Origin of the sequence: Janthinobacterium sp. NFX145 (assembly GCF_049810325.1) — a bacterium.
GTDB classification, from domain to species: Bacteria; Pseudomonadota; Gammaproteobacteria; order Burkholderiales; family Burkholderiaceae_D; genus Janthinobacterium; species Janthinobacterium rivuli.
Genome location: NZ_CP187360.1, coordinates 1,661,463 through 1,686,154, shown reverse-complemented (window position 1 = coordinate 1,686,154; position 24,692 = coordinate 1,661,463). Strand labels below are relative to the sequence as shown.

At 63.6% G+C, this 24,692-nt stretch carries 13 protein-coding genes and 1 tRNA gene; 1 reads left to right on the top strand and 13 read right to left on the bottom strand.

Features of this window, described 5'->3' with window-relative positions; all coding sequences use genetic code 11:
* Nucleotides 1-146 precede the first annotated feature (146 nt).
* The 8 genes from ACPJXG_RS07485 to ACPJXG_RS07450 form a co-directional block, all read right to left on the bottom strand.
* Complete coding sequence (locus ACPJXG_RS07485) at nt 147-6,302, bottom strand: putative Ig domain-containing protein (protein WP_425253840.1); 6,156 nt, start codon at nt 6,300-6,302, stop codon at nt 147-149.
* Nucleotides 6,303-7,064: 762 nt separating this feature from the next.
* Nucleotides 7,065-9,077 carry a S9 family peptidase gene (locus ACPJXG_RS07480; protein WP_425253839.1) on the bottom strand — a complete coding sequence of 671 codons (2,013 nt, stop codon included), beginning with the start codon at nt 9,075-9,077 and terminating at the stop codon, nt 7,065-7,067.
* 190 nt (nt 9,078-9,267) lie between these two features.
* Nucleotides 9,268-10,677 (bottom strand): MFS transporter, encoded by a 1,410-nt coding sequence (locus tag ACPJXG_RS07475; protein WP_425253838.1) that lies wholly within the window; start codon nt 10,675-10,677, stop codon nt 9,268-9,270.
* A gap of 147 nt (nt 10,678-10,824) precedes the next feature.
* Nucleotides 10,825-12,318, bottom strand: coding sequence for an efflux transporter outer membrane subunit (locus ACPJXG_RS07470; RefSeq protein ID WP_425253837.1), 1,494 nt, complete (start codon nt 12,316-12,318; stop codon nt 10,825-10,827).
* Nucleotides 12,315-15,497 (bottom strand): efflux RND transporter permease subunit, encoded by a 3,183-nt coding sequence (locus ACPJXG_RS07465; protein ID WP_425253836.1) that lies wholly within the window; start codon nt 15,495-15,497, stop codon nt 12,315-12,317. The genes ACPJXG_RS07470 and ACPJXG_RS07465 overlap by 4 nt, the downstream gene beginning before the upstream one ends.
* Entirely contained in the window at nt 15,497-16,663 is a 1,167-nt protein-coding gene (locus ACPJXG_RS07460; protein WP_425253835.1) for an efflux RND transporter periplasmic adaptor subunit, read from the bottom strand. Before ACPJXG_RS07460 ends, ACPJXG_RS07465 begins: the two co-directional genes overlap by 1 nt.
* A gap of 380 nt (nt 16,664-17,043) precedes the next feature.
* Entirely contained in the window at nt 17,044-17,250 is a 207-nt protein-coding gene (locus ACPJXG_RS07455; protein ID WP_425253834.1) for a hypothetical protein, read from the bottom strand.
* Nucleotides 17,251-17,374: 124 nt separating this feature from the next.
* Nucleotides 17,375-17,845: a hypothetical protein gene (locus ACPJXG_RS07450; protein WP_425253833.1), complete on the bottom strand. Its 471-nt coding sequence runs from the start codon at nt 17,843-17,845 to the stop codon at nt 17,375-17,377.
* 212 nt (nt 17,846-18,057) lie between these two features.
* Here ACPJXG_RS07450 and ACPJXG_RS07445 point away from each other — a divergent pair, with 212 nt between their 5' ends.
* The gene (locus ACPJXG_RS07445; RefSeq protein ID WP_425253832.1) at nt 18,058-18,228 is read left to right on the top strand and encodes a helix-turn-helix transcriptional regulator; all 171 of its coding nucleotides are present in this window, start codon (nt 18,058-18,060) and stop codon (nt 18,226-18,228) included.
* A gap of 70 nt (nt 18,229-18,298) precedes the next feature.
* On the opposite strand, the gene ACPJXG_RS07440 is transcribed toward ACPJXG_RS07445, so the two are convergent.
* The 5 genes from ACPJXG_RS07440 to ACPJXG_RS07420 form a co-directional block, all read right to left on the bottom strand.
* Nucleotides 18,299-18,832 carry a hypothetical protein gene (locus ACPJXG_RS07440; protein ID WP_425253831.1) on the bottom strand — a complete coding sequence of 178 codons (534 nt, stop codon included), beginning with the start codon at nt 18,830-18,832 and terminating at the stop codon, nt 18,299-18,301.
* A gap of 373 nt (nt 18,833-19,205) precedes the next feature.
* Nucleotides 19,206-19,282 (bottom strand) — tRNA-Pro (locus ACPJXG_RS07435).
* A 102-nt stretch (nt 19,283-19,384) separates the two neighbouring features.
* A complete protein-coding gene (locus tag ACPJXG_RS07430) occupies nt 19,385-19,999 on the bottom strand; it encodes a TetR/AcrR family transcriptional regulator (protein ID WP_035820927.1) in 615 nt (204 codons plus the stop codon).
* A 68-nt stretch (nt 20,000-20,067) separates the two neighbouring features.
* Nucleotides 20,068-21,516, bottom strand: a complete 1,449-nt coding sequence (gene adeC / locus ACPJXG_RS07425) for an AdeC/AdeK/OprM family multidrug efflux complex outer membrane factor (protein WP_035820929.1) — start codon at nt 21,514-21,516, stop codon at nt 20,068-20,070.
* A 1-nt stretch (nt 21,517) separates the two neighbouring features.
* Nucleotides 21,518-24,682, bottom strand: coding sequence for an efflux RND transporter permease subunit (locus ACPJXG_RS07420; RefSeq protein WP_099380373.1), 3,165 nt, complete (start codon nt 24,680-24,682; stop codon nt 21,518-21,520).
* Nucleotides 24,683-24,692: the final 10 nt, after the last annotated feature.

Below are 24,692 nucleotides of genomic sequence, written 5' to 3'. Positions count from 1 at the left end.
GCAGTGTGGTCAAGACGATGCCTGATTCTAATGGAATCATTGCCGCCCTGGCACGGCAATGACATGAAAAAACCAGCCCCCACATGCGCCACGGGGCGGGAGCAAGCCGCTCCCGCCCCGTGGCGTCACTTCCTTGATGCGCAGCCCTACTTGAGCGGCATGGCGATGCCGAACATCACCGACTGGGTCCGCCCGCTATCGATGTTCAGATTGCTGTTGTAGTCCAGGGTGATCGTCATGCCGTTCGACAGCAGCAGTTTCACGCCCAGCCCCGCCGTCCAGTTGCCCGTCTGCTGCGGCACTGTGCGGATCACGTACACGGGGCCGTCCGCCGCCAGGTCGGCATACGCCAGGCGCGCATCGTCGGCGCCCTGGAACTGGTGCCGGTACTCAAGCCGCGCGCGCGGGAACCATGTGCCCAGGCCGCCCACATAGATGCCCTCGGCCCGCACACCGAGCGCGCCGATGCGCGAACGCACGGTCTGCTTGAAGTAACTGAGGGCGTTGATGCCCGCCGCCTTTTCTGTGTACGGATCAAGCTTGGCCGACATCAGTTCCACGCGGCCATACGGCGACCACATCCAGGTTTCCTGGCGCATCTCGATACCGCCGACAAGGGCGCCAAACACCTGCTTGCCGTCGCGCTCGCCCGTGGCGAAACCGCTGCCATCGGACAGGTAGCGCGAGGCGTCGTACTGCAAGGTGCCGTAGCCGAGCACGCCGTCAAGGAAGACGCCCTTGCTCGGACGCAGGCTGCCATACACGGCCGCCACGGCGCTGTCGGCCGTGCTGCGGCTGCCGTTCTGCCCCACGTCGCTGCGGTCATGGCTGAAACCGGCGCCCACGCCCAGGGTGGCCAGGTCGCTGAGGCGGTAATCGCCCCCCACGCTGACACCATTCGTGCGGAAGCGGAAGCCCGTCTCGCGGCCATTCACATAGTGCTGACCGAAGTCCACCGCGCCACCGAGCCACAAGGATAACGCCTGCTTCTGCGTGTCCGGTTTTTGCGGCATGTCCGGTAAACCGCTGGTGGCGCCACTGACGTCCACCTGCTGCCGCTCGCTGCTGAAACCCGTGTCAACCTGACGCAAGGCGGCCTTGCGCATGAACGGTTTCACGGCCGTGCCGAACACGCGGTCCGCTTCGTCCGCCTGCCAGCGCGCCAGCGCCGCCGTCGGATTGCCGCTGTCGTTCGGCGGCGTCAGGCTCAGGCCAAAGTTTGAACGTCCCCAGCCATCGCCATGCAGGCTTTCCAGGCGCTGCGTGAAGTTCGACAGCTGCGCGCTGGCGAAGCGCCGCGCCGCATCCGCTTGCGCCGCCTGCAGGCCGATCACTTCCGGATCGACGGACGGATCGCGCCGCGCCGTCACCGTCACGTTCACCACGCCCGGCTTCGAGGTGGCGTACGCATTGCTCAGGGTGTAGCTGACGACGGCCGCGCCGGCGAACTTGCCCGAGGCCGCAAAGCTCAGCTGGTACGACGGCTTGCCGGTCGTGCCGACATCACGCACCACCGCCTTGCCCGCTTCCGCCGGCGCCACGCTCAGGACATTCGCCGCCGTGAACGGGCCGCCCGTGGCGCCCGCCGTCAGGTCGACGGTGACCGTCAGGCCGGCCACCACCGTGGCGCTCTGGCTGAGTACCTGCGGCATCGGATTGACGGCTATCGTCGACGTCACCGGCGCCGAGGTGCCGAAGGCGTTCGACACGGTGTAGACGATGCGGATCTCGCCGCTGGTGTTGATGCCTGGCGTGTAGACGATGTCCATGCCATTGACCACCGCCGTGCCGCTGGCCGGCTGCGTGGTAATCGCCACCGCCGTGAACGGCCCACCCGTGGCGCCTTGCGTCACGTTCAAGGTCACCGGCGTGCCGGCCAGCACCGTCGCCGTCTTGGCGACCGGCACCGGCACCGGCTGCGGCGCCACCGTCAGGCTGACCGTGGCCGGCGCGGACGTGCCGCCCGGACCCGTCGCCGTGTAGCTGAAGGCGTCAGGGCCGAAGTAGTTCGCATTCGGCACATACGTCACCTTGAAAGAGCGGCCGCTGCCGCCGCCCGCCGCGCCGCTCGACACCACCGTGACGGTGCCGTGCTGCGGCGGCGTGACGATGGTCACTGCCGTGATCGGGCTGCCATCCGTGGACGCAATCGTCAGGCTCACTTCCTGGTTGGACGAGGTGGTCGCCGTTTCATTCGGCACCGGCGGCGGCGCCTGGTTCACCTGCAGGGTCAGCGCCTGCTGCACCGTGAACTGGTGCGCATCCTTCGCTTGCAAGGTAAAGGCAAAGCTGCCCGCCACGGTCGGCGTGCCGCTGACGATACCCGTCGCCGCATTGAGCAGCAGGCCGGTCGGCAAGGCGCCGCCGCTCAAGGAGTAGACGTAGGGCGCAACGCCGCCGCCAGCCGTGAACTGCTGGCTATACGCGTCGCCGGCGCGGATCGCCGCCAGGCTGGCCGGCGTCAGTGTCAGGACTGGCGCCGCCACGGCCAGGGTATAGCTGTTGGTCGCGCTAAATGGCGCGCCCAAGCCCGTGCTGCTGTCCGTGACCTTGATGCTGAACGGGAAGCTGCCCGCCACATTCGTCGTGCCGGACAGCACGCCGGTGGCCGTGTTCAGACTCAGGCCCACAGGCAAGTTGCCCACCACGGCATAGCTGTATGGGGCAGTGCCGCCCGTTGCCGCCAGGGTCGTGCTGTAGGCCGCTTCCGCCGTCGGGTTGGGCAAGCTGGCCGGGGTCAGGCTGACCGTCGGCGCGCCCACGGTGACCGTCACGGTGCCGGGAGCGGACGTGCCGCTGCCATTCGTGGCCGTGTAGCTAAAGCTGTCGCTGCCGCTGTAACCTGGCGTCGGCGTGTAGGTGATGCTGGTGCCGCTGGCCGTCGCCGTGCCGTGCGCGGGTACCGCTGCCACGGCCACCGAGACCGCCGCGCCGCCGCCCAGGTTCAGGGTGATCGGATTGGCGCTGCTGCCGTAAGCCACCGTGGTGGTCACGGCGCCAGCGACAGGCACGGCGATCGCCACCGTGCCGGAATAGGCATGGACGTTTGTATATGGTCCGCTGCCGGTGCTGCTGTCTGTGGCGGTGATGCTGAAGCTGTAGGCACCGGCCGTCGTCGGCGTGCCCGACAGGGTGCCGTTCGCCGCCAGGCTCAGGCCCGCAGGCAGGCTGCCGGTGGTGACGGCATAGCTGTACGCTGCCGTGCCGCCCGTGGCGGTGATGGCCTGGCTGAAAGCGACGCCGGCCGTCATTGCCGGCAGGGTCGACGGCGCAACACTGATCGTTGGCGACGCCACCGTCAGCGAATAAGCCCGCGCGCCGGCATAGGGGCCGCTGCCCGTCGAACTGTCCGTGGCGCGCACGGTGAAGTTGAAGGTACCGCCGGCCGTCGGCGTGCCCGCCAGCAGACCGGCACTGGACAGGCTCACGCCGGCCGGCAAGGCGCCGGCGCTGATCGCGTAGGTGTATGGTGCCAGACCATTTGCAGCCGTCAGGGTCTGGCTGTAAGCCGCGCCGACTGTTCCAGCAGCTACGCTGGTTTGCACAATCGTCACCGTCGGCGTGCCCACGGTGATCGTCACGGTGGCCGCCGTCGAGGTGCCGATGCCGTTGCTGGCCGTGTAGGTAAAGCTGTCCGGCCCGCCGTAGCCTGGCGTCGGCGTATAGGTGATGCTGGTGCCGCTGGCCGTCGCCGTGCCATGGCTGGCGGCGGATGCCACGGCCACCGAAGTTGCCGCGCCGCCGCTCAGGCTCAAGGTGACCGGGTTGGCGCTGCTGCCGTAGGCTACCGTGGCGCTGACATTGCCGGCAATGGGCGCACCCGGTGCCACGCTGCCGGAATAGGCGCGTGAGCCAGAGAAGGGAGCGCCTGCGCCGGTGCTGCTGTCGGTGGTGGTAATGGTGACGCTGTAAGCGCCCGCTGCCGCCGGCGTGCCGGACAGGGTGCCGTCCGCCGCCAGGGTCAAGCCGGTGGGCAGGCTGCCGGCGGTAACGGCATAGTTATAGGCTGGCGTGCCGCCCGTGGCGGTGATAGCCTGGCTGAAAGCGACGCCTGCCGTCATGGCCGGCAGGGTCGCCGGCGCGATGCTGATCACCGGTGCCGCTACCGTCAGCGAATAAGCACGCGCACCGGCATACGGGCCGCTGCCCGCCGAACTGTCCTCGGCGCGCACGGTGAAATTGAACGTGCCTGCCGCCGTCGGCGTGCCCGAGAGCAAACCTGTGGACGTATTCAGGCTCACCCCGGACGGCAAGGCGCCAGCGCTGATCGCATACGTGTAAGGCGCGGCGCCGTTCGCGGCAGTCACGCTCTCGCTATAGGCCGTCCCCACAGTTGCCGCGGGCACGGTGCTTGGCGTAATCGTGATGGTGGGTCCGCCAACCGTGATCGTCACGGTGGCCGGCGCCGAGGTACCCACGCCGTTGCTGGCCGTATAGGTAAAGCTGTCCGGTCCGCCGTAGCCGGCCGTCGGCGTATAGGTAATGCTGGTGCCGTTGGATGTCGCCGTGCCATGGCTGGCGGCGGACGCCACCGCTACCGATGTTGCCGCACCGCCGCCCAGGTTCAGGGTAATCGGGTTGGCGCTGCTGCCGTAGGCCACCGTGGCGCTGACATTAGCGGCAACGGGCGCACCAGCAGCCACCGTGCCGGAATACGCACGCGCCCCCGTATAAGGTCCGGCGCCGCCACTGCTGTCGGTCGCGGTGACCGTAAAGCTGTAGGCGCCAGCAGTTGTGGGCGTGCCGGACAAGGTACCGTTCGCCGCCAGGGTCAAGCCCGCAGGCACGCTGCCGGCGGTGACGGCATAGCTGTACGCTGCCGTGCCGCCGCTGGCGGTAATGCCCTGGCTGTAGGCCACGCCCACTGTCGGCACCGGCAGGGTCGACGGGGCGACGCCGAGCGTCGGCGACGCCACCGTCAGCGAGTAGGCGCGCGCGCCCACGTACGGACCGTCGCCCGTCGAACTGTCCGTGGCGCGCACGGTAAAGTTAAACACGCCGCCGGCCGTCGGCGTACCAGACAGCGTACCGGTAGCCGTATTCAGGCTGAGTCCGGCCGGCAGGGAGCCGGCGCTGATGGCGTAAGTGTAGGGACCCGTGCCGTTCGCGGCCGTCACAGTCTGGCTGTAGGCTAGCGCGACGGTTGCCGCCGGCACGGTGCTCGGTGCAAGGACGATGGTGGGGCTGGCAACCGTGATCGTCACGGTGGCCGGCGCCGAGGTGCCGATGCCGTTGCTGGCCGTGTAGGTAAAGCTGTCCGGCCCGCCGTAGCCTGCCGTCGGCGTATAGGTAATGCTGGTGCCGCTGGCCGTCGCCGTGCCATGCAAGGCGCTGGAGCTGATGGCCACCGACGTCGCCGCACCGCCGCTCAGGTTCAGGGTGATCGGGTTGGCGCTGCTGCCGTAAGCCACCGTGGCGCTGGCGGCGCCGGCCGTCGGCGCACCGGGCGCTACCGTGCCGGAATAGGCGCGCGCGCCCGAATAGGGGCCGGCGCCGGTACTGCTGTCGGTCGCGGTGACAGTAAAACTATAGGCCCCGGCCGCCGTGGGCGTGCCGGACAGGGTGCCGTTCGATGCCAGGGTCAAGCCTGCGGGCAGGCTGCCGGCCGTTCTGGCATAGGTGTACGTGCCGGTGCCGCCGCTGGCAGCTATCGTCTGGCTGTAGGCGACACCGGATGTCATTGCCGGCAGGGTCGTCGGCAAGATGGCGATGGTGGGCGCGGAGACCGTCAGCGTATACGGGCGCGTGCCATTGATGGCCAGCGAGTCGGTGGCGCGCACGGTGAAGTTGAAGGTGCCGCCCGCCGTCGGCGTACCCGACAGCACACCGCCACCACTCAAGCTCATGCCAGCCGGCAAGGCGCCAGCGCTGATGGCGTAAGTGTATGGCGCCGCGCCACCCGTCGATGTAAAGGTTGTCGTAGAGTAAGCTTGGGCCACCGTGGCATTCGGCAGGGTGGCCGGCGCCAGCACGATGGCCGAGGTGATCGTGACGTTGTAGACGATGGGCTGCCCCACATCATCCCTGACGGTAAACGTGTCCGAAGTCGCGCTGAGATTGGTATTCCGGTAGCGCACGGCATTCGTGGCATTCGAATCTTCCAGCGTGCCATACAGCGGCGCCACCAGGGTTCCCGTCAGGCCGAACTGGGAACAAGGCGCATTGGTGTAATCCTCGTAATACTCTCCCCCCGCGACGACGCTGACGGCGCGCGGGCTCGGGCAGGTGCTGGCGGCGGAAGCCTGGCTGGAAAAAAGGGACAGCAAGACAAATAGCAAAGTTCCCGCCAGATACATCAGCATTGACGGCGCCAGGCCTTGGGCAGGCGGCGCGCCATGGGCTCCGGCAATGCAGCCATCGACACCCCGCACAGGCGTGGATATCCATCCAAATTTCGTGAAATTTAGAAACATTTGTCTTCCTTCATACATTTTTTTGGGACTGAACCTTGCCCGAATAGCCGCACACCTTGACAAACATTCACACCGATTTTTCAGCCGCCAGTCAGCATGCAGAAAAGGTTTACCAGGATTATGAGACTTGCTTTTGATCAATGCATCCTACTATAAGTGGCATAAAAAGCAACGATAAGGTAATGCTAAAGGCCACTGTCTTTAAGAAAAATCAAATTCCATTAAAAACTGTCTCATTTATGTCTCATTTGACAAGTGTTTTGAAAAAATAACACCGTTTCAAGCACTGCTTCCGAGCGGAGCGTGTGGCTGGCAGCGATGCCCTGACGCGCTATTTGCGCGGCGCTGAAGGGTAGAGCGCCCCCCGCTCGGCACTGGCAAGCCTGCTTTCCCCTGCTGTGTGAGATATGTGACGACGCCGCCAACACACGACGTGAATTAGCGGATGCGCGCGGCGCGCGCCTATCGTTTCGGGAGCCGCTGCCGTTTCGGACGGACAGGGTGGACGGTGGATTCTACGTGTGGCCGGGGGCTCGGGAGGCTGTCATGTCGCTAGCCACCCGACCAACATGCCCGGCCTCGCCATCGGTATGCGGGATTTTGCATGGCAAGCGGGGCCGCGCATGGGCGGCCGCCGCTTGCACAGCACCTTTACTGCAGCGCTTCCTTCAACCCCGGCGCAAACTCGGCGCCGTGCTTGACCTGCGCGGTGGACGCCTTCAGGGTGGCGCCGATCGGCTCGGCGCGGCCAGACAGGCATTGCCCCAGGAAGTTTTCCGTCACCGCATTGAAAGCGATGTTGTTGACGGGCCGGGCAAAGCCATGGCCTTCGTCCGGGAACAGCACATACGTGACGGGGATATTCTTCGCCGCCATGGCCGCCACGATCTGGTCCGATTCAGCCACGTTGACTCGCGGGTCGTTCGCGCCCTGACCGATCAGCAGCGGGCGCTGGATGTTCTGCGCAAAGTTCAGCGGCGAACGTTCCTTGAGCAGCGCCTTGCCCTCTTCCGTCGTCGGGTCGCCCATGCGCTTGTAGAACTGCTGCTTGCCCGCTTCCCAGTACGGCGGGATGGTTTGCAGCAGGGTGAACAGGTTCGACGGGCCGACGATGTCGACACCACAGGCAAACGTCGTCGGCGTGAACGCCATGCCGGCCAGGGTGGCGTAGCCGCCATACGAGCCGCCCATGATGGCCACCTTGTCGGCCGTGGTCACGCCGCTCTGCACCGCCCATTGCACGGCGTCGAGCAAGTCGTCATGCATCTTGCGGCCCCATTGCAGGTCGCCGGCCGAGATGAACTGCTTGCCGAAGCCCGTCGAACCGCGGAAGTTCACCGACAGCACGGCGTAGCCGCGGTTGGCCAGCCACTGATGATAACCATTGTAGCCATAGGTGTCGCGCGCCCACGGGCCGCCGTGCACCAGCAGCACCATCGGCACGGCCTGCGTGGCCTTGCCGCCGGCCGTCGCCTTCGACGCCTGCGGCAAGGTCAGATACGACACCAGGGTCAGGCCGTCGCGCGCCTTGATTTGCTGCGCATGCATGGGCACCAGCGGCGCGCCTTCCAGTTCCGGACGCGTCACATACAGACGCGTGAGCTTTTTGGTTTTGCGCTCGTACAGCCAGCTCGATGGCGGCGCCGTGACGGCGTCGACTGCCACCAGCCATTTATCGTCGGCATCCGTGCGCGACGTCACCGTGAACTGGCCCTTCGTATTTTTCTTCAGGAAAACCAGGTCGGCTTTCAGCTCGTCCGTCAGCGGCAGATATTCCTGCTGCAGGTAATTGACCGTATAGGCTTGCACCTTGCCCGTGCGCGTGTCGTACAACGCATCGGCGATATCCGTGCGCGGGTCTTGCGCCACCACCGTGGTCTTGCCGCTGGCCACGTCCTGCGCCAGCAGCGCCGAAGTATTGCGGCCGCGCGAATCGGTCCAGTACAGGGTCTTGCCGTCGACCGTAAAGCCCAGCGGCGACGTCGTCTGCGCATCTTCCAGGCCCACTTCGGCCAGCGGCGTGCTCTCGACCTTGCCATCGCTCAGGCGGAAATACTGCATGCCGCCATCGGTGCGCGCCTTGCTGGCAATGCGCAAGTTGAGCAGCTCATCGGCGACATAGCCGCCATAGCCATCGTTCTGCTGCACCAGGGTCAGCTTGCCGCTGGCCAGGTCCAGGCTGTGCACGTCGTGCCAGCGCGCATCGCGGTTGTTGATGCCGACGAGGATGCGGTCCTTCACCTTGCTGCTGATTTGCACGATCCGCACGCGCGTCTTCTCGAACGGCGTGTAATTGATCTGCTTGCCGCTCGCCACGTTCACGCCGTACAGCAGGAAGTTTTCATCGCCGCCCTTGTCCTGGATGAACAGCAAGGTTGTCGAATCGGGCGACCAGAAGCTGCTGCGGATGGGCCGCACCTTTTCTTCCGTCAGCGGGCGCGCCTGCGCCAGATCATTGGCCGGCGCCACCCACACATTGAGCACGCCATCGCGCGGCGCGATCCACGACAGCCACCGCCCGTCGGGACTGAGCTTGCCACCGGACTTGCTGGGATTGCCGAACAGCTTGGCCCGCTCGATCAGCGGCGTTTCCTTGACGGGGGCTTGGGCGTGCGCCGGCAGTGCGCCGGCGAACAACAGGACAGGCAGGACATAGCGAATCATGGACACCTCATGGTTGATGGATGAATGGAAACGTCACACGTGCACGTGCCAGCAAATCATAGGCCAAACCCGTATTGCCAGGTTGACTACAGCGACAGGAGACGGAAATCCGGGGACAGGATGGCGGAAACGGGCGATGAAATGCACGGCCGATGATGCATGCCGTGCATGTGCGTTCGCTGAAGCCGCGCTAGCCCGCGGCTACCTCGCGTTGCGGACCAGCAGATCCAACGAAGACCAGTGCCGCGAACGCGGCCAGGCCAGCGGCGACACCAGCTCCCAGGAACGCCGCCTGGAAACCCGCCAGCATGCCTTCGGCGGTGTGCCCGGTGCCGTGGCCAATGCCGGAGGTCGAGAGCACAACCATGATGGCGAGACCGATGGCAGAGCCGATCTGGTAGCTCGTATTGATCAGGCCTGAAGCGAGACCTGTTTCCTCAGGCCTGGCGCCGGCCATGCCTGTCATCGTCGTCGGAATATACGCCAGGGCCATCCCCAGGGCGGCCAGCATGGAGGCCGGGAGAACGTGCGTCACATAGGAGCCGTTCAGCGGAAGCTTCGCAAACATGAGCAGTGCGCCAGCCATCAGGAACAAGCCAAGCACAAGGTTGGACTTGACGCCAAACCGTCCAATCAGCTTGCCGGAAAATCCCACCATCACGACCATGATCGTCATGGTCATGGGCAGGAGGGCCAGGCCGCTGGCGAGCGCCGACAGACCAAGAATTTGCTGCAGATACAGGTTCAGGAAGAACCAGAGCGGGATCCAGGCAGCGCCAAGCAGCGCCATCACAACATTGCCTGCTGCCAAGTTCCGCGCCTTGAAGATGCCCAAGGGAAGCAGCGGTTCGCGTCGCACGAACTGGCTGATCAGGAAGACGGCGAACAGTCCGGCCGATATCGGCAAGATCGGCACAGAGCCAAATCCGGCAGATTCGATGGTGACGATGGCATACACCAGGCCGACCAGCGCGCCAGTCACGCTGATCGCGCCAAACCAGTCGATGGCCCCGCTGCTGCGCGCAGACTTGCGGAGCACGGCTGGAATCAGGGCCAGCACGAGCAGGCCGAGCGGCACGTTAATCAGGAAAGTCCACTGCCACGCCATCCATTCGGTAATCACGCCGCCCAGAAACACGCCGGCCGAGCCGCCTGCGGCAGCTGCCGCCCCCCAGAAGCCGAATGCTTTGCCCAGTTCCGCGCCGTCATGCCCGAAAAGGCGCATGATGATCGTCAGTGCGGACGGCGCGATCAATGCGGCGCCCACGCCCTGCAGTGCGCGGCCGGCAAGCAGCATTTCCTGGCTGTGTGCCAGCCCGGCCAGCAGCGAAGCGGCGGTCAGTATGGCAAATCCGCCCGTAAAAATGCGGCGGGCGCCAAGCAGGTCACCCAGCCGTCCGCCCAACAGCAGCAGGCCGCCAAAGGCGATGACATAGGCATTGAAGATCCAGCTCAGCCCGCTGGCGCTGAAGCCGAGGTCCCGCTGCATGGCGGGCAGTGCCACACCGATGATGGACGTATCGAGGATCACGATGAACTGCGCGGCGCACAGCAAGGCCAGAGCAGCCCATCTTTTCGGATCAGGTATAAATTGTTGCATTGGCGTTCTCCAGATCAATTTCCCGCGTATTGCGATTGATATGGAGTATTTGGCTTACAACGCAGGGATGGTCAAGCAAAAGGCGCAAGACCCGGGCCGCCGTGTATCAACAGGGCTGGCCCGGCATGCTGCTCGGACGCAGTCAGGTCACGGCCTGCCGGCGAGTTGCGTCGTCCGCGGAAGCGACCCGGCGCCATCACAGTCGTAGCTTGCCTGCGCGCAAATCTCCCAGCCGCCACCCAGCGCCTTATAGATGCTGACAACGGCAAGCCGCTGGTTGGTGCGCGCGACGGCCAGCGCACGCCGGCTGGCAAAGTCGGCGCGCTCCGCTTCGAGCACCTCCAGGTAGAGGCCTGCGCCTGCGGAAAACTGTAGCCTGGCAAGATGCGCAGCCTCGCGATTTGCCGCCGCCTCCATCAGCCGCAGCCCAAGCGTGCTGCCTGCGGTGCCATGGGCTTTGAAGGCATCATCCGTTTCCTGCAGTGCGCGCAGAACGGTCTGGTCATAGACAAGCAGGGCCTCCCGGGTGCGCGCCTCGCTGGCGGCGATGCGGGCGCGCACGCGCCCCGTATCGAGCAGATTCCAGCGAATCACGGGGCCAAGCAAGCTCGACTGCATGCCAGCGTCGCCCATGGCATCGAGGCTGCCCGCAACCAGTCCGATGGAACCCGTTACCTGGACCTCGGGATACAGGCCGGCCGTCTCCACCCCGATGCGGGCGGTCGCGGCAGCCAGGTTGCGCTCGGCCGCCGCAATATCGGCGCGCCGCGCGAGCAGCCCGGCAGGGTCGCCCACGGCAATCGCCCGCACCGTCAGCGCGTCACTTGCCGGCGGGGCGGCGGGAAGGCTGAACGTCTGCGGCACTTCACCAAGCAGGACCGCCAGCGCGTTGACGGAGGCCGCGCGGCGGCGCTCCAGCTCGGGCGCGGCCACCTCCACCGAGCGCAGCAAGGCCTCGGCGCGAAGGCGGTCGAACTCGCTGGCAGAGCCTGCGCTCAGCATGCGCTCGACCAGCGCCAGGCTGTCGCGCTGGCTTTGCACGATGCTGGCAACGACAGCGAGTTCAGCCTCGATGCCGCCCAGCTCGAACCAGGTAGCCGCCACCGTGGCGGCCACGCCCGCCTGCACGCCGCGCAGCAAGGCTTCGCGCGAGCCCGCCTGCGCCTGGCCCGCCTCCACGGAGCGCCGCACTCGGCCGAACAGGTCGATCTCCCAGGAAGCGTCGACGGCGCCGCGATAGCTTTCGCTGTGACGCGGCTGGCCGGGCAGCGTCTCGGCCTTGCTCAAGCGGCGCTTCTCATACCCGAGCGCGGCGCCGCCTTGCGGCAGGAAGCCTTGCCTGTCTTCGCGCAGCAGGGCTTTTGCCTGCGCGAGCCGGGCGGCAGCGATGCCAACGTCATGGTTCGCCGCCAGGGCCCGCTGGATCAGGGTGACGAGCACCGGATCGTCGAAGCTGCGCCACCACTCCACCTCGACCGCGCCCGGCACGATACCGGCGTGGCTCTGGCCCAAGCTGCCGGAAAACTGCGATGCGGACAGCGGCGGCGGCAACGGCGGCGCATAATCGGGGCCGACCGCGCAGCCGGCCAGCAAGGTGAGCCCACTCAATGAAACTACAATTGTTTGATACGGGCGATTCATGTCGTGCTCCTGTTCATGCTGGTCTTGGGAGTTGGCGTGTGGCGCTCGAAGCGGGCCGCCAGGGCGCGCATCACCACATAAAACACGGGCGTGAGGAACAAGCCGAACAGTGTCACGCCCAGCATGCCGGCGAACACCGCGATGCCCATGGCCTGGCGCATCTCGGAGCCGGCGCCACTGGCGAACACCAGCGGCACGACGCCGGCGATGAAAGCGAGCGAGGTCATCAGGATGGGCCGCAGCCGCAACCGGCAAGCCTCGATGACGGCATCGAGCGCGCTGGCCCCTTCCATTTCCTGGCTACGTGCGAACTCGACAATGAGGATGGCGTTCTTGGCAGCCAATCCAACAAGCACGATCAGCCCGATCTGCACAAAGATGTTGTTGTCGCCTCCCGCCAGCCACACGCCGATGATCGCGCTCAGCAAACACATCGGCACGATCAGCAGGACGGCCAGCGGCAGCAGCCAGCTGTTGTACTGCGCGGCAAGAATGAGATAGGCGAGCAGCACGCACAGCGGGAAGATGAACAGCGCCGAATCGCCGGCCAGCTTTTGCTGGTAGGTAAGGTCGGTCCATTCAAAGCTCATGCCTTCAGGCAGCACCTCTTTGGCAATGCGTTCCATGACCGCCACGGCCTGCCCCGAACTGACGCCTGGCATCGCGCCACCCGAAATGTCGGCCGCGGGATAGCCATTGTAGTGAACCACGCGGTCCGGGCCGGAACTTGGCGTGACGGTGACAAACGATGACAAGGGCAGCATGTCGCCGGCCGCATTGCGTACCTGCAAGCGGCCGATGGCCTCGGCCTGCATGCGATGCTCCGCATCGGCCTGGGCCGTTACCTTGTAGGTCCGACCAAAGCGGTTGAAGTCATTGACGTAGAGGGAACCGAGATAGATCTGCAGCGACTCGAACACGTCGGCCAGGCGCACGCCCTGGCTCTTGACCTGGGTACGGTCGATGGCGACCTCGAGCTGCGGGGCATTGACGTCCAGGCTGGTCATGAGTCCGGCCACCTGTCCCGACTCGCTTGCCTTGGTCATCAGGATATGCGTCTGCTGCACCAGGGCATCGAGCCCGGCGCTGCCGCGGTCCTCGACCAGCATCTTGAAGCCGCCCGTCGCGCCAAGGCCGGGCACTGGCGGCGGCGGGAACACGCCCAGGAAACCGTCGGGAATGCCGGCGAATTTCGCCTGCAGGCGCGCGGCGATCGCGCTCGCCGTGAGGTCGGGCGTCGTGCGGTCCTTGAACGGGTCGAGCATGACGAACATGACGGCCGCGTTCGGCACGTTGACGAAGCCGTTGATCGACAAGCCGGGGAAGGCAACGACGCTTTCAACGCCAGGCTCGGCCAGCGCAATCTTCGACATCTGCTTGGCGACCGCGTCGGTCCGGTCCAGCGATGACGAGTTGGGCAGCTGGGCGATCGCGACCAGATAGTATTTGTCCTGCATCGGCACAAAGCCCGGTGGCACGGCCTTGAAGCCGAAGAAGGTCAGCGCGAGCAGGCCGCCGTACACCAGCAAGGCCACACCGCTGACCCTGACGACTTTGCGCACGGTGTTGCCATACGCATCCGGCGCGCGCTGAAACGGCCGGCCCAGCATCTGCAACAGGCGCTCGGCGCGCCCACGCAGGCTGCGCGGATCATGCACGGCCCCGGCCTTGGCCTTGCCTGGCTTGAGCAGAATACCGGCAAGCGCCGGGCTGAGCGTGAGCGAATTGACGGCCGACAATATGGTCGAGATGGCGATCGTCAGCGCGAACTGGCGGTAGAACTCGCCCTGCAAGCCGCTCAGGAAGGCGGTCGGAATGAACACGGCGGCAAGTACCGAGGTGATCGCGATGATGGGGCCCGTGACCTCGTCCATGGCGCGCCTTGCCGCTTGCCTGGGCTCTTCACCATTTTCGATGTGGCGCTCGACGTTCTCGACCACCACGATGGCGTCATCGACGACGATGCCGATCGACAGCACCAGGCCAAACAGGGACAGGGTATTGAGCGAAAAGCCCATCAGGTGCATGACGGCGAAGGTGCCGATCAGCGACACCGGCACCGCCATCAGGGGGATCAGCGAGGCGCGCCAGTTGCGCAGGAACAGCACCACCACGATGACGACGAGAATGATCGCCTCCAGCAAGGTCGTTGCCACCGATTCCAGCGAGGCACGCACAAAGACCGTCGGGTCATAGGCGATGCGCGAACTCAGTCCGGCCGGGAAATTTTCCTCCAGCCGCTGCATGGTGTCGCGTACCGCCTGCGCAACGTCGAGCGCATTGGCGCCGGGGCTTTGAATGATTTGCAAGGCGACGGCCGGCTCGCCGTCCAGCAGGCTGCGCAGCGCATACGCGTCGGCGCCCATCTCGATGCGGGCCACGTCGCGCAAACGCGTCACCTGGCCTTCGGCGCCCGTGCGGATGATGATGTCGCCGAACTGTTCCTCGTCGGTCAAGCGTCCGAGCGTGTTGACCGTCACCTGGAAGGCGGCGCTGGAATCGGGCGACTGGCCGACGGAACCGGCGGCCACCTGCACGTTCTGTTCGCGCACGGCGGCAATCACCTCGCCGGCCGTCAGGCCGCGTGCGGCGATCAGGTTCGGATCGAGCCACAGCCGCATGCTGTATTCGCCCGCGCCCCAGACGAGGACGTCGCTGATGCCGGGGATGCGCGACAGCTCGTCGCGCACCTGCAGGTAGGCGTAATTCGATATGTACAGGGGATCGTAGCGCTTGTCGGGCGACAGCAGGTGCACCACCATCAGGATGTCCGGCGAGGTTTTCTGCGTGACGACGCCCTGGCGCTGTACTTCTTCAGGCAAACGCGGCAGCGCGCGCGCGACTCGGTTCTGCACCTGTATCTGCGCCATGTCGGCATTCGTTCCCTGCGCGAAAGTGACGGTCAGGGTCATGCGGCCGTCGGTTGCCGATTGCGACGACATGTACTGCATGCCCTCGACCCCGGTGATGGCCTGCTCGAGCGGCGCCGCCACCGTTTCGGCGATCACCTTGGGATTGGCGCCAGGATAGGCGGCGCTGACCTGCACGGTCGGCGGCGTCACGGCAGGATACTCGCTGAGCGGCATCTGGAAGAAAGCAACGATGCCGGCGAGCACCATCAGGACCGAAAGGACGATGGCAAAGATCGGGCGGTCGATGAAGAAACGTGGGAAAGACATTACGCGGCTCCCGATGTTTTCGGCACGGCGATGGGCGTGCCGTCAATGCCGGCCGGCTGCGGCGTCACCTGCATGCCCGGGCGCACGAGGCCCTTGACGACGATGCGCTCGCCGGGCTGCAGCCCCTGTTCGATCACGCGCAAACCGTCGACCATCGGGCCAAGCTCGACGGGCCGGAACTCCGTCTTGTCGCCTTTGCCGACCACCAGCACATAGCGGCGCCCCTGGTCCGTGCCTATCGATTGATCGGACACCAGCACCCTGGCTTGCTGCGCCCCCGTCTCCAGCCTGACCTTGGCAAACAGGCCGGGCGTCAGTTTCCCATCGGGGTTGTCGACCACGGCGCGGACGCGCACCGTTCCCGTGCCGCGGTCGGCGGCGTTGGCAAGGAAATCGACACGGCCGGGACGTACATATGTCTTGTCCGTGGCCAGCGCCACCATCACCTTGGCGGCCTGCGCCCCACGCGCAGTGGCGCTGGCGCGGCCGGCGGCGAGCGAGCGCAGATAGGTGCGTTCATCGACATCGAAATAGACGTGCAGGGGATCGATGGAAACGATCGTCGTCAGGGGCGTCACGCCGCTGGCGACGTAGTTGCCCTCGGTGACGAGGACTTGGCCGACTCGTCCGCTGATCGGCGCCGTGACGCGCGTGAAACCGAGCTCCAGCTGCGCGCCGTCGAGCGCGGCCCTGGCGGCGTCGACCTGTGCCTTGCCCGCATGCAGCGCTGCCGTCGCCACGTCGAGACGGTCGCGCGCGACGATCTTCGTGGCGAACAGCTGTTCGGCGCGTGCATGCTCGGTCTGCGCCAGCATCGATGCCGCCTCAGCCTCGCGCAGGCGCGCCGTGGCGGCATGCACCGCCGCCTGGAACACGCGCGGATCGATCACGAAGAGCTTGCTGCCCTTCTCGACAAAGCGGCCTTCCGGCACGCTCACGTCCTGCAGGTAACCGGCCACCTGCGGGCGCAATTCAACCCGCTTGATGGCGGTCAGCGAGCCGTTGAACTCGACGTACGGTGTTGCCTGGCGAACGACCACTTCGGCAACGGGAACGCCGGGCGGCTTGGCCGCAGCGGCAGGCGCTGCCGTCTGCTTGCATCCGCTGACGGCAAGCGCGGTGACCAGCACTGCGGGGATCAGGATTATTGGTGTGACTTTCATCATTGTGCCTTTCGCGACTGGAGTCGACATGGTTTTGTTGAGCTGAAACAACTCCCATTGCCTTTATCCGACCTGACACACTTGGAAGGTCAAGCTTTTTTATGAATGTGGGGGTTGGGGGGAGCGGTGCGGTGATGTGCACCGTGTCGATATTTCCCTGGCGCGTATGGCCGCCCAGCGCCGGGTCGCTGCCGTGCAGCACGGCGACGGCGCGCGCGCTGTCGAACAGGCCCGGCATCCAGTTGCGCACGACAACGATCAGGGCCGGGCCCATCACCAACAGCGTAGCGCAGCGCAGCGCAGCTCGAACGACACACAGTTCAGCGGCATAACCAGTAGTGCAATCAGTTGCGGGTCGAGCATGTGCACGGTCATCAGGTTGTTTATGGATTGCTTTCAGTTGGCTGCGCCTGCGGTACCAGGGCTGCGGTTGCGCTGCGGCTCATCCCAGCCACGCCGTAGCCACTGGCGCGCAGGATCTCTTTGGCGCGCTCGGCATCGACCACATGCTCGACGATGAGGCCAAGCGTCTTGCCGTCGGCCTCGCCCACAGCGCGGACGATCAGCTCTCGATAATGGCGCGGGTTCATCGAACACCTCAAATAAAAGGCCGCTGACGCGTAATTGAGGTCAACGGCTAAAGGTAAAGAGCAGAATGTAAAAAGCCTGGTCGCAATGCTGCGCCAGGCTTAAAATCAAAACTGCCAAATGTACTTATTCTTGGGTTACAAGAGAACGTTGAATGGCAAACAAAATCTGTTTCTTGAAGTTCTGTCGATCCTGAGCTGCATATATGGGATTCGGAGAGCAAGACAAATGCTTACCATTAATCTCGACACTTCCATTCGGGTCGATGTCAAACGACAAAATTGGTGTCGCTACCAGCCTATCCTGACTCAAATAAGCTTGTTCAAACTCAAACAGCTGATATCCACCGAATAACGCCGCACGCCCATCTTGATCGCGAATGACATGGCGATATTTCAGCAAAAACCTACGGTGATGGGCATTCACGAATATGTCAAAGCCGCGATCCTCGTCGCTCGAAATCTCTAGAACTTGACGAAAATTTTCATCTTGGTCAGGATTTTTAGTTAAGCTGTTGTGCAGCTGCCCTGCGTGATAATCAACCTCCGTAGCCCAGCCATTAATTTCCCCCATATCGCCAATTTGATATTCCAGCATAAATCCCTCCGAAAAAGTTAATGGAGATTTAACACTATAATAAAAAATGGATATCAACAACCTTGTTATAAAAAAATCCCGCATCAGCAAGGAGGCGGGCTTTCGTTCAGGCGCGCCAGGTCGACCTGATCAGAATACTGAAATCAACTGAACGTGAAAAATGAGCAATATGAGCGAAGTGAAAAAATTCATGCGTATGCCGTAGGTGCTGAATGCCACCGGAAAATGCATCGACCTACAATGCAATCAAGGCCGGTACATTACCGAAGCAGTTCGCGATTGGTCTAAACTCGGTGGCCTGGGATGCGGCCGAAATTAAGGCTTGGCAGCAGGCTCAAATCGATGCGGCGCGCCGTACAACAGGCCAAAAATCAACCGAATGAAGAATCTACTTACCCGCTCATGGGGCAACGAACTAAAAAGCCCGCATAGAGCGGGCCAAATCTTCGGCGGCTAGTGAATTATAAGCGGTGGAAGGTAGCGATACCAGAACGGCAACTTCGAATCGCCGCATGGTGTTTGCCCTAGGGCTTCGCACGCACGCTGATAGCATTTCTCCCAGAGCCCAGGATGAGGCGCAGACTCTCCTGCTTCAATTTCGTTGCAGCGGGCGGCCCATTTAGAGAGGTGATCCTCAGTGAAATCACGCTGACCAGCAAGCTCAATATCTCTTTCAAGAAGGGCCCATTCCGAATTCCGTTTCGCACTATCTCGCGCCTTGGCACCAAAACCGAACACGAGCGACGCGGCTGTACTTGCTGTAATCACGAAGGCGCACCATGCGATCACAGTAGGATCGGCCACCTTTGCGAATGCGAGCGAGCCCGCCAGTATTGAAATTACTTTAATAATGCCTTCTCGCATTTCAAAGATGCGTTGCCGTTCCTGGAAATACATTCGATTTGCTAGGGATCGCAACTGTATAGCAGCGCGCCGCTCCCATAAGTACTTAAAACTTGGATCAGCGACGGAATCGGAATCAGACATAGCTATTTTTTCTGAGGTGGCGGCGGCGGAGCAGTGGCAGGCCTCGGCACATGACTCCGCTGCTCAGTCCCTGGAGGTGCCTGTGGTGTTGGTCGCGGCGGAGGCGAAGTTGGCACTCTGGTTGCCATATTCTATACCTTATCAAATTTAATCGCACGAACAGTATTGTTATGCGCTCCCGGCAAAACATGCTGGATAACTTGATTATATGAAATATTATCAATAAAAAATCTAACAAAATGTCACGTAAATTGTCTATTACCGTCTAATGCAATCCACCCAAAGATACGGATTTTTCTTACCAAATTTCTTACCAATACGGCCAGAAAAGAAAAAGGCCACTCCGAAGAGTGGCCTAAGTCCTTGAATCTAATGGTCGGGGCGAGAAGATTCGAACTTCCGACCCCATGCACCCCATGCATGTACGCTACCAGGCTGCGCTACGCCCCGACGAGGTGGGAATTATAGCAGAGGCTTTTAGGTTTTTGCCATGCTTTGCGCATGATTCATATCGAACTGCGCAAACTTTTTTGCATGGCCCGTCCAGGTGCCCTATTCGTTCAGCAGCAGCGCCGTCAGGACGATGCGGAAACCGGCGATCAGGGGTTCGACCTTCATGTCGGGATTGTGCACCGCCCGCACGGGCAAGCCTTGGTACATGGCGATCATGGTATTGAGCCGCCCTTCCAGCATCTCTTCGTCCGCCGGCAAGCCGCGCTTGATGCGCGCATCCCGGATGATGGAGAGAAACAGCTTGCGCGAGCGCACGTCCGCGCAATGCAGCATTTCAGCAATCACGGGATTGCGCGATGCTTCGGCAAAAATCTCCAGCGGCATCACCCACGTTTTCGGGTCCAGGCTTTCCAGCACATGCTCGCCAGCATTGTCGATCACGGCCTGCAGCGGATCTTCGCGCTGCGCCAGATCCTGCATCAGGTTGGTGACACGCTCCATATTCTTCAGGACGAAGGCGGCGATGATCGCATCCTTGCTGTCAAAATAATTATAGATGTGGCCCGCGCTCATGCCGGCCGCTTTCGAGATCTCGGCCATGCTGGCGCCGTGGAAGCCGCGGCGGCTGAAGCAGCTTTCGGCCGCATCGAGCACCTGCTTGCGCCGCGTGTTGGCGCGCTCGGGATCCGGATGCTTCTTTTCAACTTGGTTCATGATTTTCCAGTAGCGCGCCGGCCCTGCCCCTGCGGACAAGGGCAAGGCCGGCGTCGGCGTCCCCGTGATTATTGGGCGCCGCCAGCCGCCGCGACGGCTGTCTGCTCAGGTTGCCAACCGCCGCCCAGCACCTTGTACAAGGTCACCAGGTTGGTCGACTTGGCCAGGCGCGCCGTGATCAGGCTTTGCTGCGCCGTGTACAGCGCGCGCTGGGCCACCAGGGCGTTCAGGTAGGACTCGGCGCCCTGCTTGTAACGCGCGTCGTGGATGGTGTAGCTCTTCGTCGACGCCTCGACCAGCGAGACCTGCGATTGCAGGCGCTCGTCGATGGTGCCGCGCTGGGCCAGCGCATCGGACACTTCACGGAAGGCGATCTGGATCGCTTTTTCGTATTGCGCCACGGAGATTTCACGCTGCACCTTGGCGATATCGAGGTTGGCGCGGTTCACGCCGCCATCGAAGATCGGCAAGCTGATCTGCGGCAAGAAACTCCAAGTGCCGCTGCCCGCCTTGAACAGGCCGGACAGGTTGTCGCTGACCGAACCCGCCGTGGCCGTCAGCGAAATGCGCGGGAAGAAGGCCGCGCGCGCCGCGCCGATGTTGGCATTGGCCGCGCGCAAGGTGCGCTCGGCCGCCAGCACGTCGGGACGGCGTTGCAGCACATCCGACGGTACGCCGGACGGAATGTCCGCCAGCGCCGTCACGGCGCCGAACTCGGCTGGCGGCAGCAGGTCGGCCGGCACAGGGCCGCCCACCAGCAGGACCAGCGCGTTCTGGTCGAGCGCAACCTGGCTCGTGTAGACGGCCACGTCGGAACGGGCCGACTCGACGCTGGTCTGGGCATCGTACTTATCCAGGCCGGAAGTCGCACCGGCACTGAAGCGGCGCACGGCCAGGTCATACGACGACTGCTGGCTCTTCAAGGTATCTTGCGCCACGCGCAGGCGCTGCTGGTCAGCCACCAGGTTCAGATAGGTGCTGGCCACTTCGGCCACCAGACTGATCTGCTGTGCACGGCGCGCTTCTTCCGTGCCCAGGTATTGCTCCAGCGCGCTGTCGGACAGGCTGCGCACGCGGCCGAAGAAGTCCAGCTCGTAGGCCGACACGCCCAGGTTCGCCGTGTACTGGCGATTGATGGACGCTTCGCCCGTGGCGCTCTGGTTTTTCGAGATGCGCGTGGCCGACTGGCCACCGGACGCCGACAGGGTCGGGATCAGCGCGGCGCGTTCGATGCCGTAGGTGGCGCGCGCCTTCTCGATGTTCAGGATCGAGACGCGCAGGTCGCGGTTGTTGGCCAGCGCCAGTTCCAGTACCTGGCGCAAACGCGCATCGGCAAAGAACTCGCGCCAGGCGACGTCCGCCACCGGCTTGGCGTCGGCGGCGGCCGTGTCGGCCTTGTAGGAAGGACCGGTCGGCCACGCCGTGGGCGCCGGCGCTGCCGGACGCTCGTACGTGGGAGCCAGGCTGCAACCGGCCAGCAAGGCCAGTGCCGCCATGGAGAGTAGCGTTTTTTTCATATTAATGCGCATCCTTAGAAAGCGTGACGGCTGGCGAGCCAGGCGTCGCCGGCGTGGCGGGCGCGTCCGGCTTCGAGAAGAAGCCGCGCACCAGCACGAAGAACACCGGCACGAAGAAGATACCGAGGAACGTGGCCGTCAACATGCCGCCCAGCACGCCGATACCGATGGCGTTCTGGCTGCCGGAACCGGCGCCGCTGGAAATGGCCAGTGGCAACACGCCCAGGCCGAAGGCAATCGAGGTCATCAGAATCGGACGCAGACGCAGACGCACCGCATGCAAGGTCGCGTCCAGCAGCGACATGCCCGATTCCTGCATTTCCTTGGCAAACTCAACGATCAGAATCGCATTCTTCGCCGACAGGCCCACCACCGTGAGCAAGCCCACCTGGAAGTACACGTCGTTCGACAGGCCGAAGAACCAGGTGCCCAGCACGGCGCCGATCACGCCCAGCGGTACCACCAGCAGCACGGAGAACGGAATCGACCAGCTTTCATACAGCGCGGCCAGGCACAGGAACACGATCAGCAGCGACAGCGCATACAGCTGCGGCGTCTGCGAACCGGATTCGCGCTCTTCCAGCGACACGCCGGTCCAGCTGAAGCCGATGCCAGGCGGCAGCTTGGCGACCATTTCTTCCATCGCGTTCATGGCGGCGCCCGTGCTCTGGCCCGGCGCCGGCGTACCCAGGATCTCTACCGACGGCAAGCCGTTGTAGCGTTCCAGGCGTGGCGACGCGTAAATCCACTTGCCGGTGGCGAAGGCCGAGAACGGCACCATCTGGCCAGCGGTATTGCGCACGAACCATTTGTTCAAGTCTTCCGGCAGCATGCGCGAACTGGCGTCGCCCTGGATGAACACTTTCTTCACGCGGCCACGGTCGAGGAAGTCGTTCACATACGAACTACCCCAGCCGACGCTCAGCACGCGGTTGATTTCCGAGATCTGCAAGCCCAGCGCGGTCGCTTTTTGCTGGTCAATGTCGATCTTGTACTGCGGCGTATCTTCCTGGCCGTTCGGGCGTACGCCCACCATGGCCGGATTCTGCGACGCCATGCCCAGCAACTGGTTACGCGCCGCCATCAGGGCGTCATGGCCGACACCGCCGATATCCTGCAGCTGCATGTCGAAACCGGTGGCGTTACCCAGTTCCAGCACGGCAGGCGGTGCGAACGTAAACACCATCGCATCCTTGATCTGCAACAACTTGCCCATGGCGCGACCGGCAACTGCCGGCGCTTTTTGCGCCACATCCTTGCGCAGCGACCAGTCTTTCAGGCGCACGAAGGCGATACCCGTATTCTGGCCGTTACCGCCGAAGCTGAAACCGGCGACGGCAAACACGGAAGCGACGTTGTCTTTCTCGCTGTTCATGAAGTGGTCTTCGACCTGCTCGATCACTTTCAGGGTGCGCTCTTGCGTGGCGCCCGTCGGCAATTGAATCTGCGTAAACAGGATGCCCTGGTCTTCTTCCGGCAGGAAGGAGGTCGGCAGGCGCATGAAGACGAACACCAGGCCGGCCAGCAACAGCACGTACAACAGCATCGAACGGGCGCGGTGGCGGATCATGCTGCCGACCATGCCCTGGTATTTGTTGCTGCTGCTGTCGAAGCTGCGGTTGAACCAGCCGAAGAAACCCTTGTTGGTCGCGTGATGGCCTTTTTCGACCGGTTTGAGCAAGGTGGCGCACAGGGCTGGCGTAAACACCAGCGCGACGATGACGGACAACACCATTGACGAGACAATCGTGATCGAGAACTGGCGGTAAATCACGCCCGTCGAACCGCCGAAGAAGGCCATCGGCACGAACACGGCCGACAGCACCATGGCGATACCGACCAGCGCGCCCGTGATCTGCGTCATGGACTTGCGCGTCGCTTCCAGCGGCGACAAGCCCTCTTCGCTCATCACGCGCTCGACGTTTTCCACCACCACGATCGCATCATCGACCAGCAAGCCGATGGCCAGCACCATGGCGAACATGGTGAGCGTATTGATCGAATAGCCGAACGCGTTCAGGATGCCGAAGGTACCGAGCAGCACGACCGGCACGGCCATGGTCGGGATCAGGGTGGCGCGGAAGTTCTGCAGGAACAGATACATCACCAGGAACACCAGGATGACGGCTTCGACCAGGGTCTTGACCACTTCTTCGATGGACAGTTTCACGAACGGGGTCGTGTCGAACGCCACCTGGTAGCTCATGCCTTCAGGGAATTGCTTGCTCAGGTTGCCCAGCATGGCTTTCGCCGCGTTGGCCGTATCGAGCGCGTTGGCGCCCGTCGCCAGCTTGATCGCCACGCCGGTGGCCGCATGGCCGTTGTAGCGGGCCACGGTGTTGTAGTTCTCGCGGCCCAGTTCCATGCTGGCCACATCCTTCAGGTGCACCATGGCGCCGTCGGTCGTGGTTTTCAGCAAGATGGCGCCGAATTGTTCCACCGTTTGCAAGCGGCTTTGCGCCGACACGGTAGCGTTCAGCTGCTGGCCCTTGATGGACGGCGTGCCGCCCAGCTCACCGGCCGACACTTCCGCATTCTGCGCCTGCACGGCCGTGATCACGTCCGCCGGGGTCAGGTTGAAACTTTGCAGCTTGGCCGGATTGAGCCAGATGCGCATCGCGTACTGCGAACCGAACAGCGTCACGTCGCCCACGCCCGGCACGCGGCTGAGCGGATCGACGACGTTGGCGGCGACATAATCGCTCAAGTCGGTCTGGTCCATCTTGCCGTTTTCGGAAATGAAGCCGAACACCATCAGGAAGTTCTTCGTCGCTTTCGACACGACGAGACCCTGTTGCGTGACAGCCGTCGGCAGCAGTGGCGTGGCCAGCTGCAGCTTGTTCTGTACCTGCACCTGGGCGATGTCGGGATTGGTGCCGCTGGTAAACGTCAGCGTAATGCTGATGCCGCCAGTCGCATCGCTCGACGAGGACATGTAACGCAAGCCGTCGATGCCCTTCATCTTTTGTTCGATGACCTGGGTGACCGCGTCTTCCACGGTCTTGGCGGAGGCGCCAGGGTAGGAGCCGCTGATCGAAATCGACGGCGGGGCAATGCTCGGGTACTGCGCGATCGGCAGGCTGAGGATCGAAATCACGCCGGCAAGCATGATGACGATCGCGACCACCCAGGCAAAGATCGGGCGGTCAATGAAAAAACGGGCCATTAATATTCTC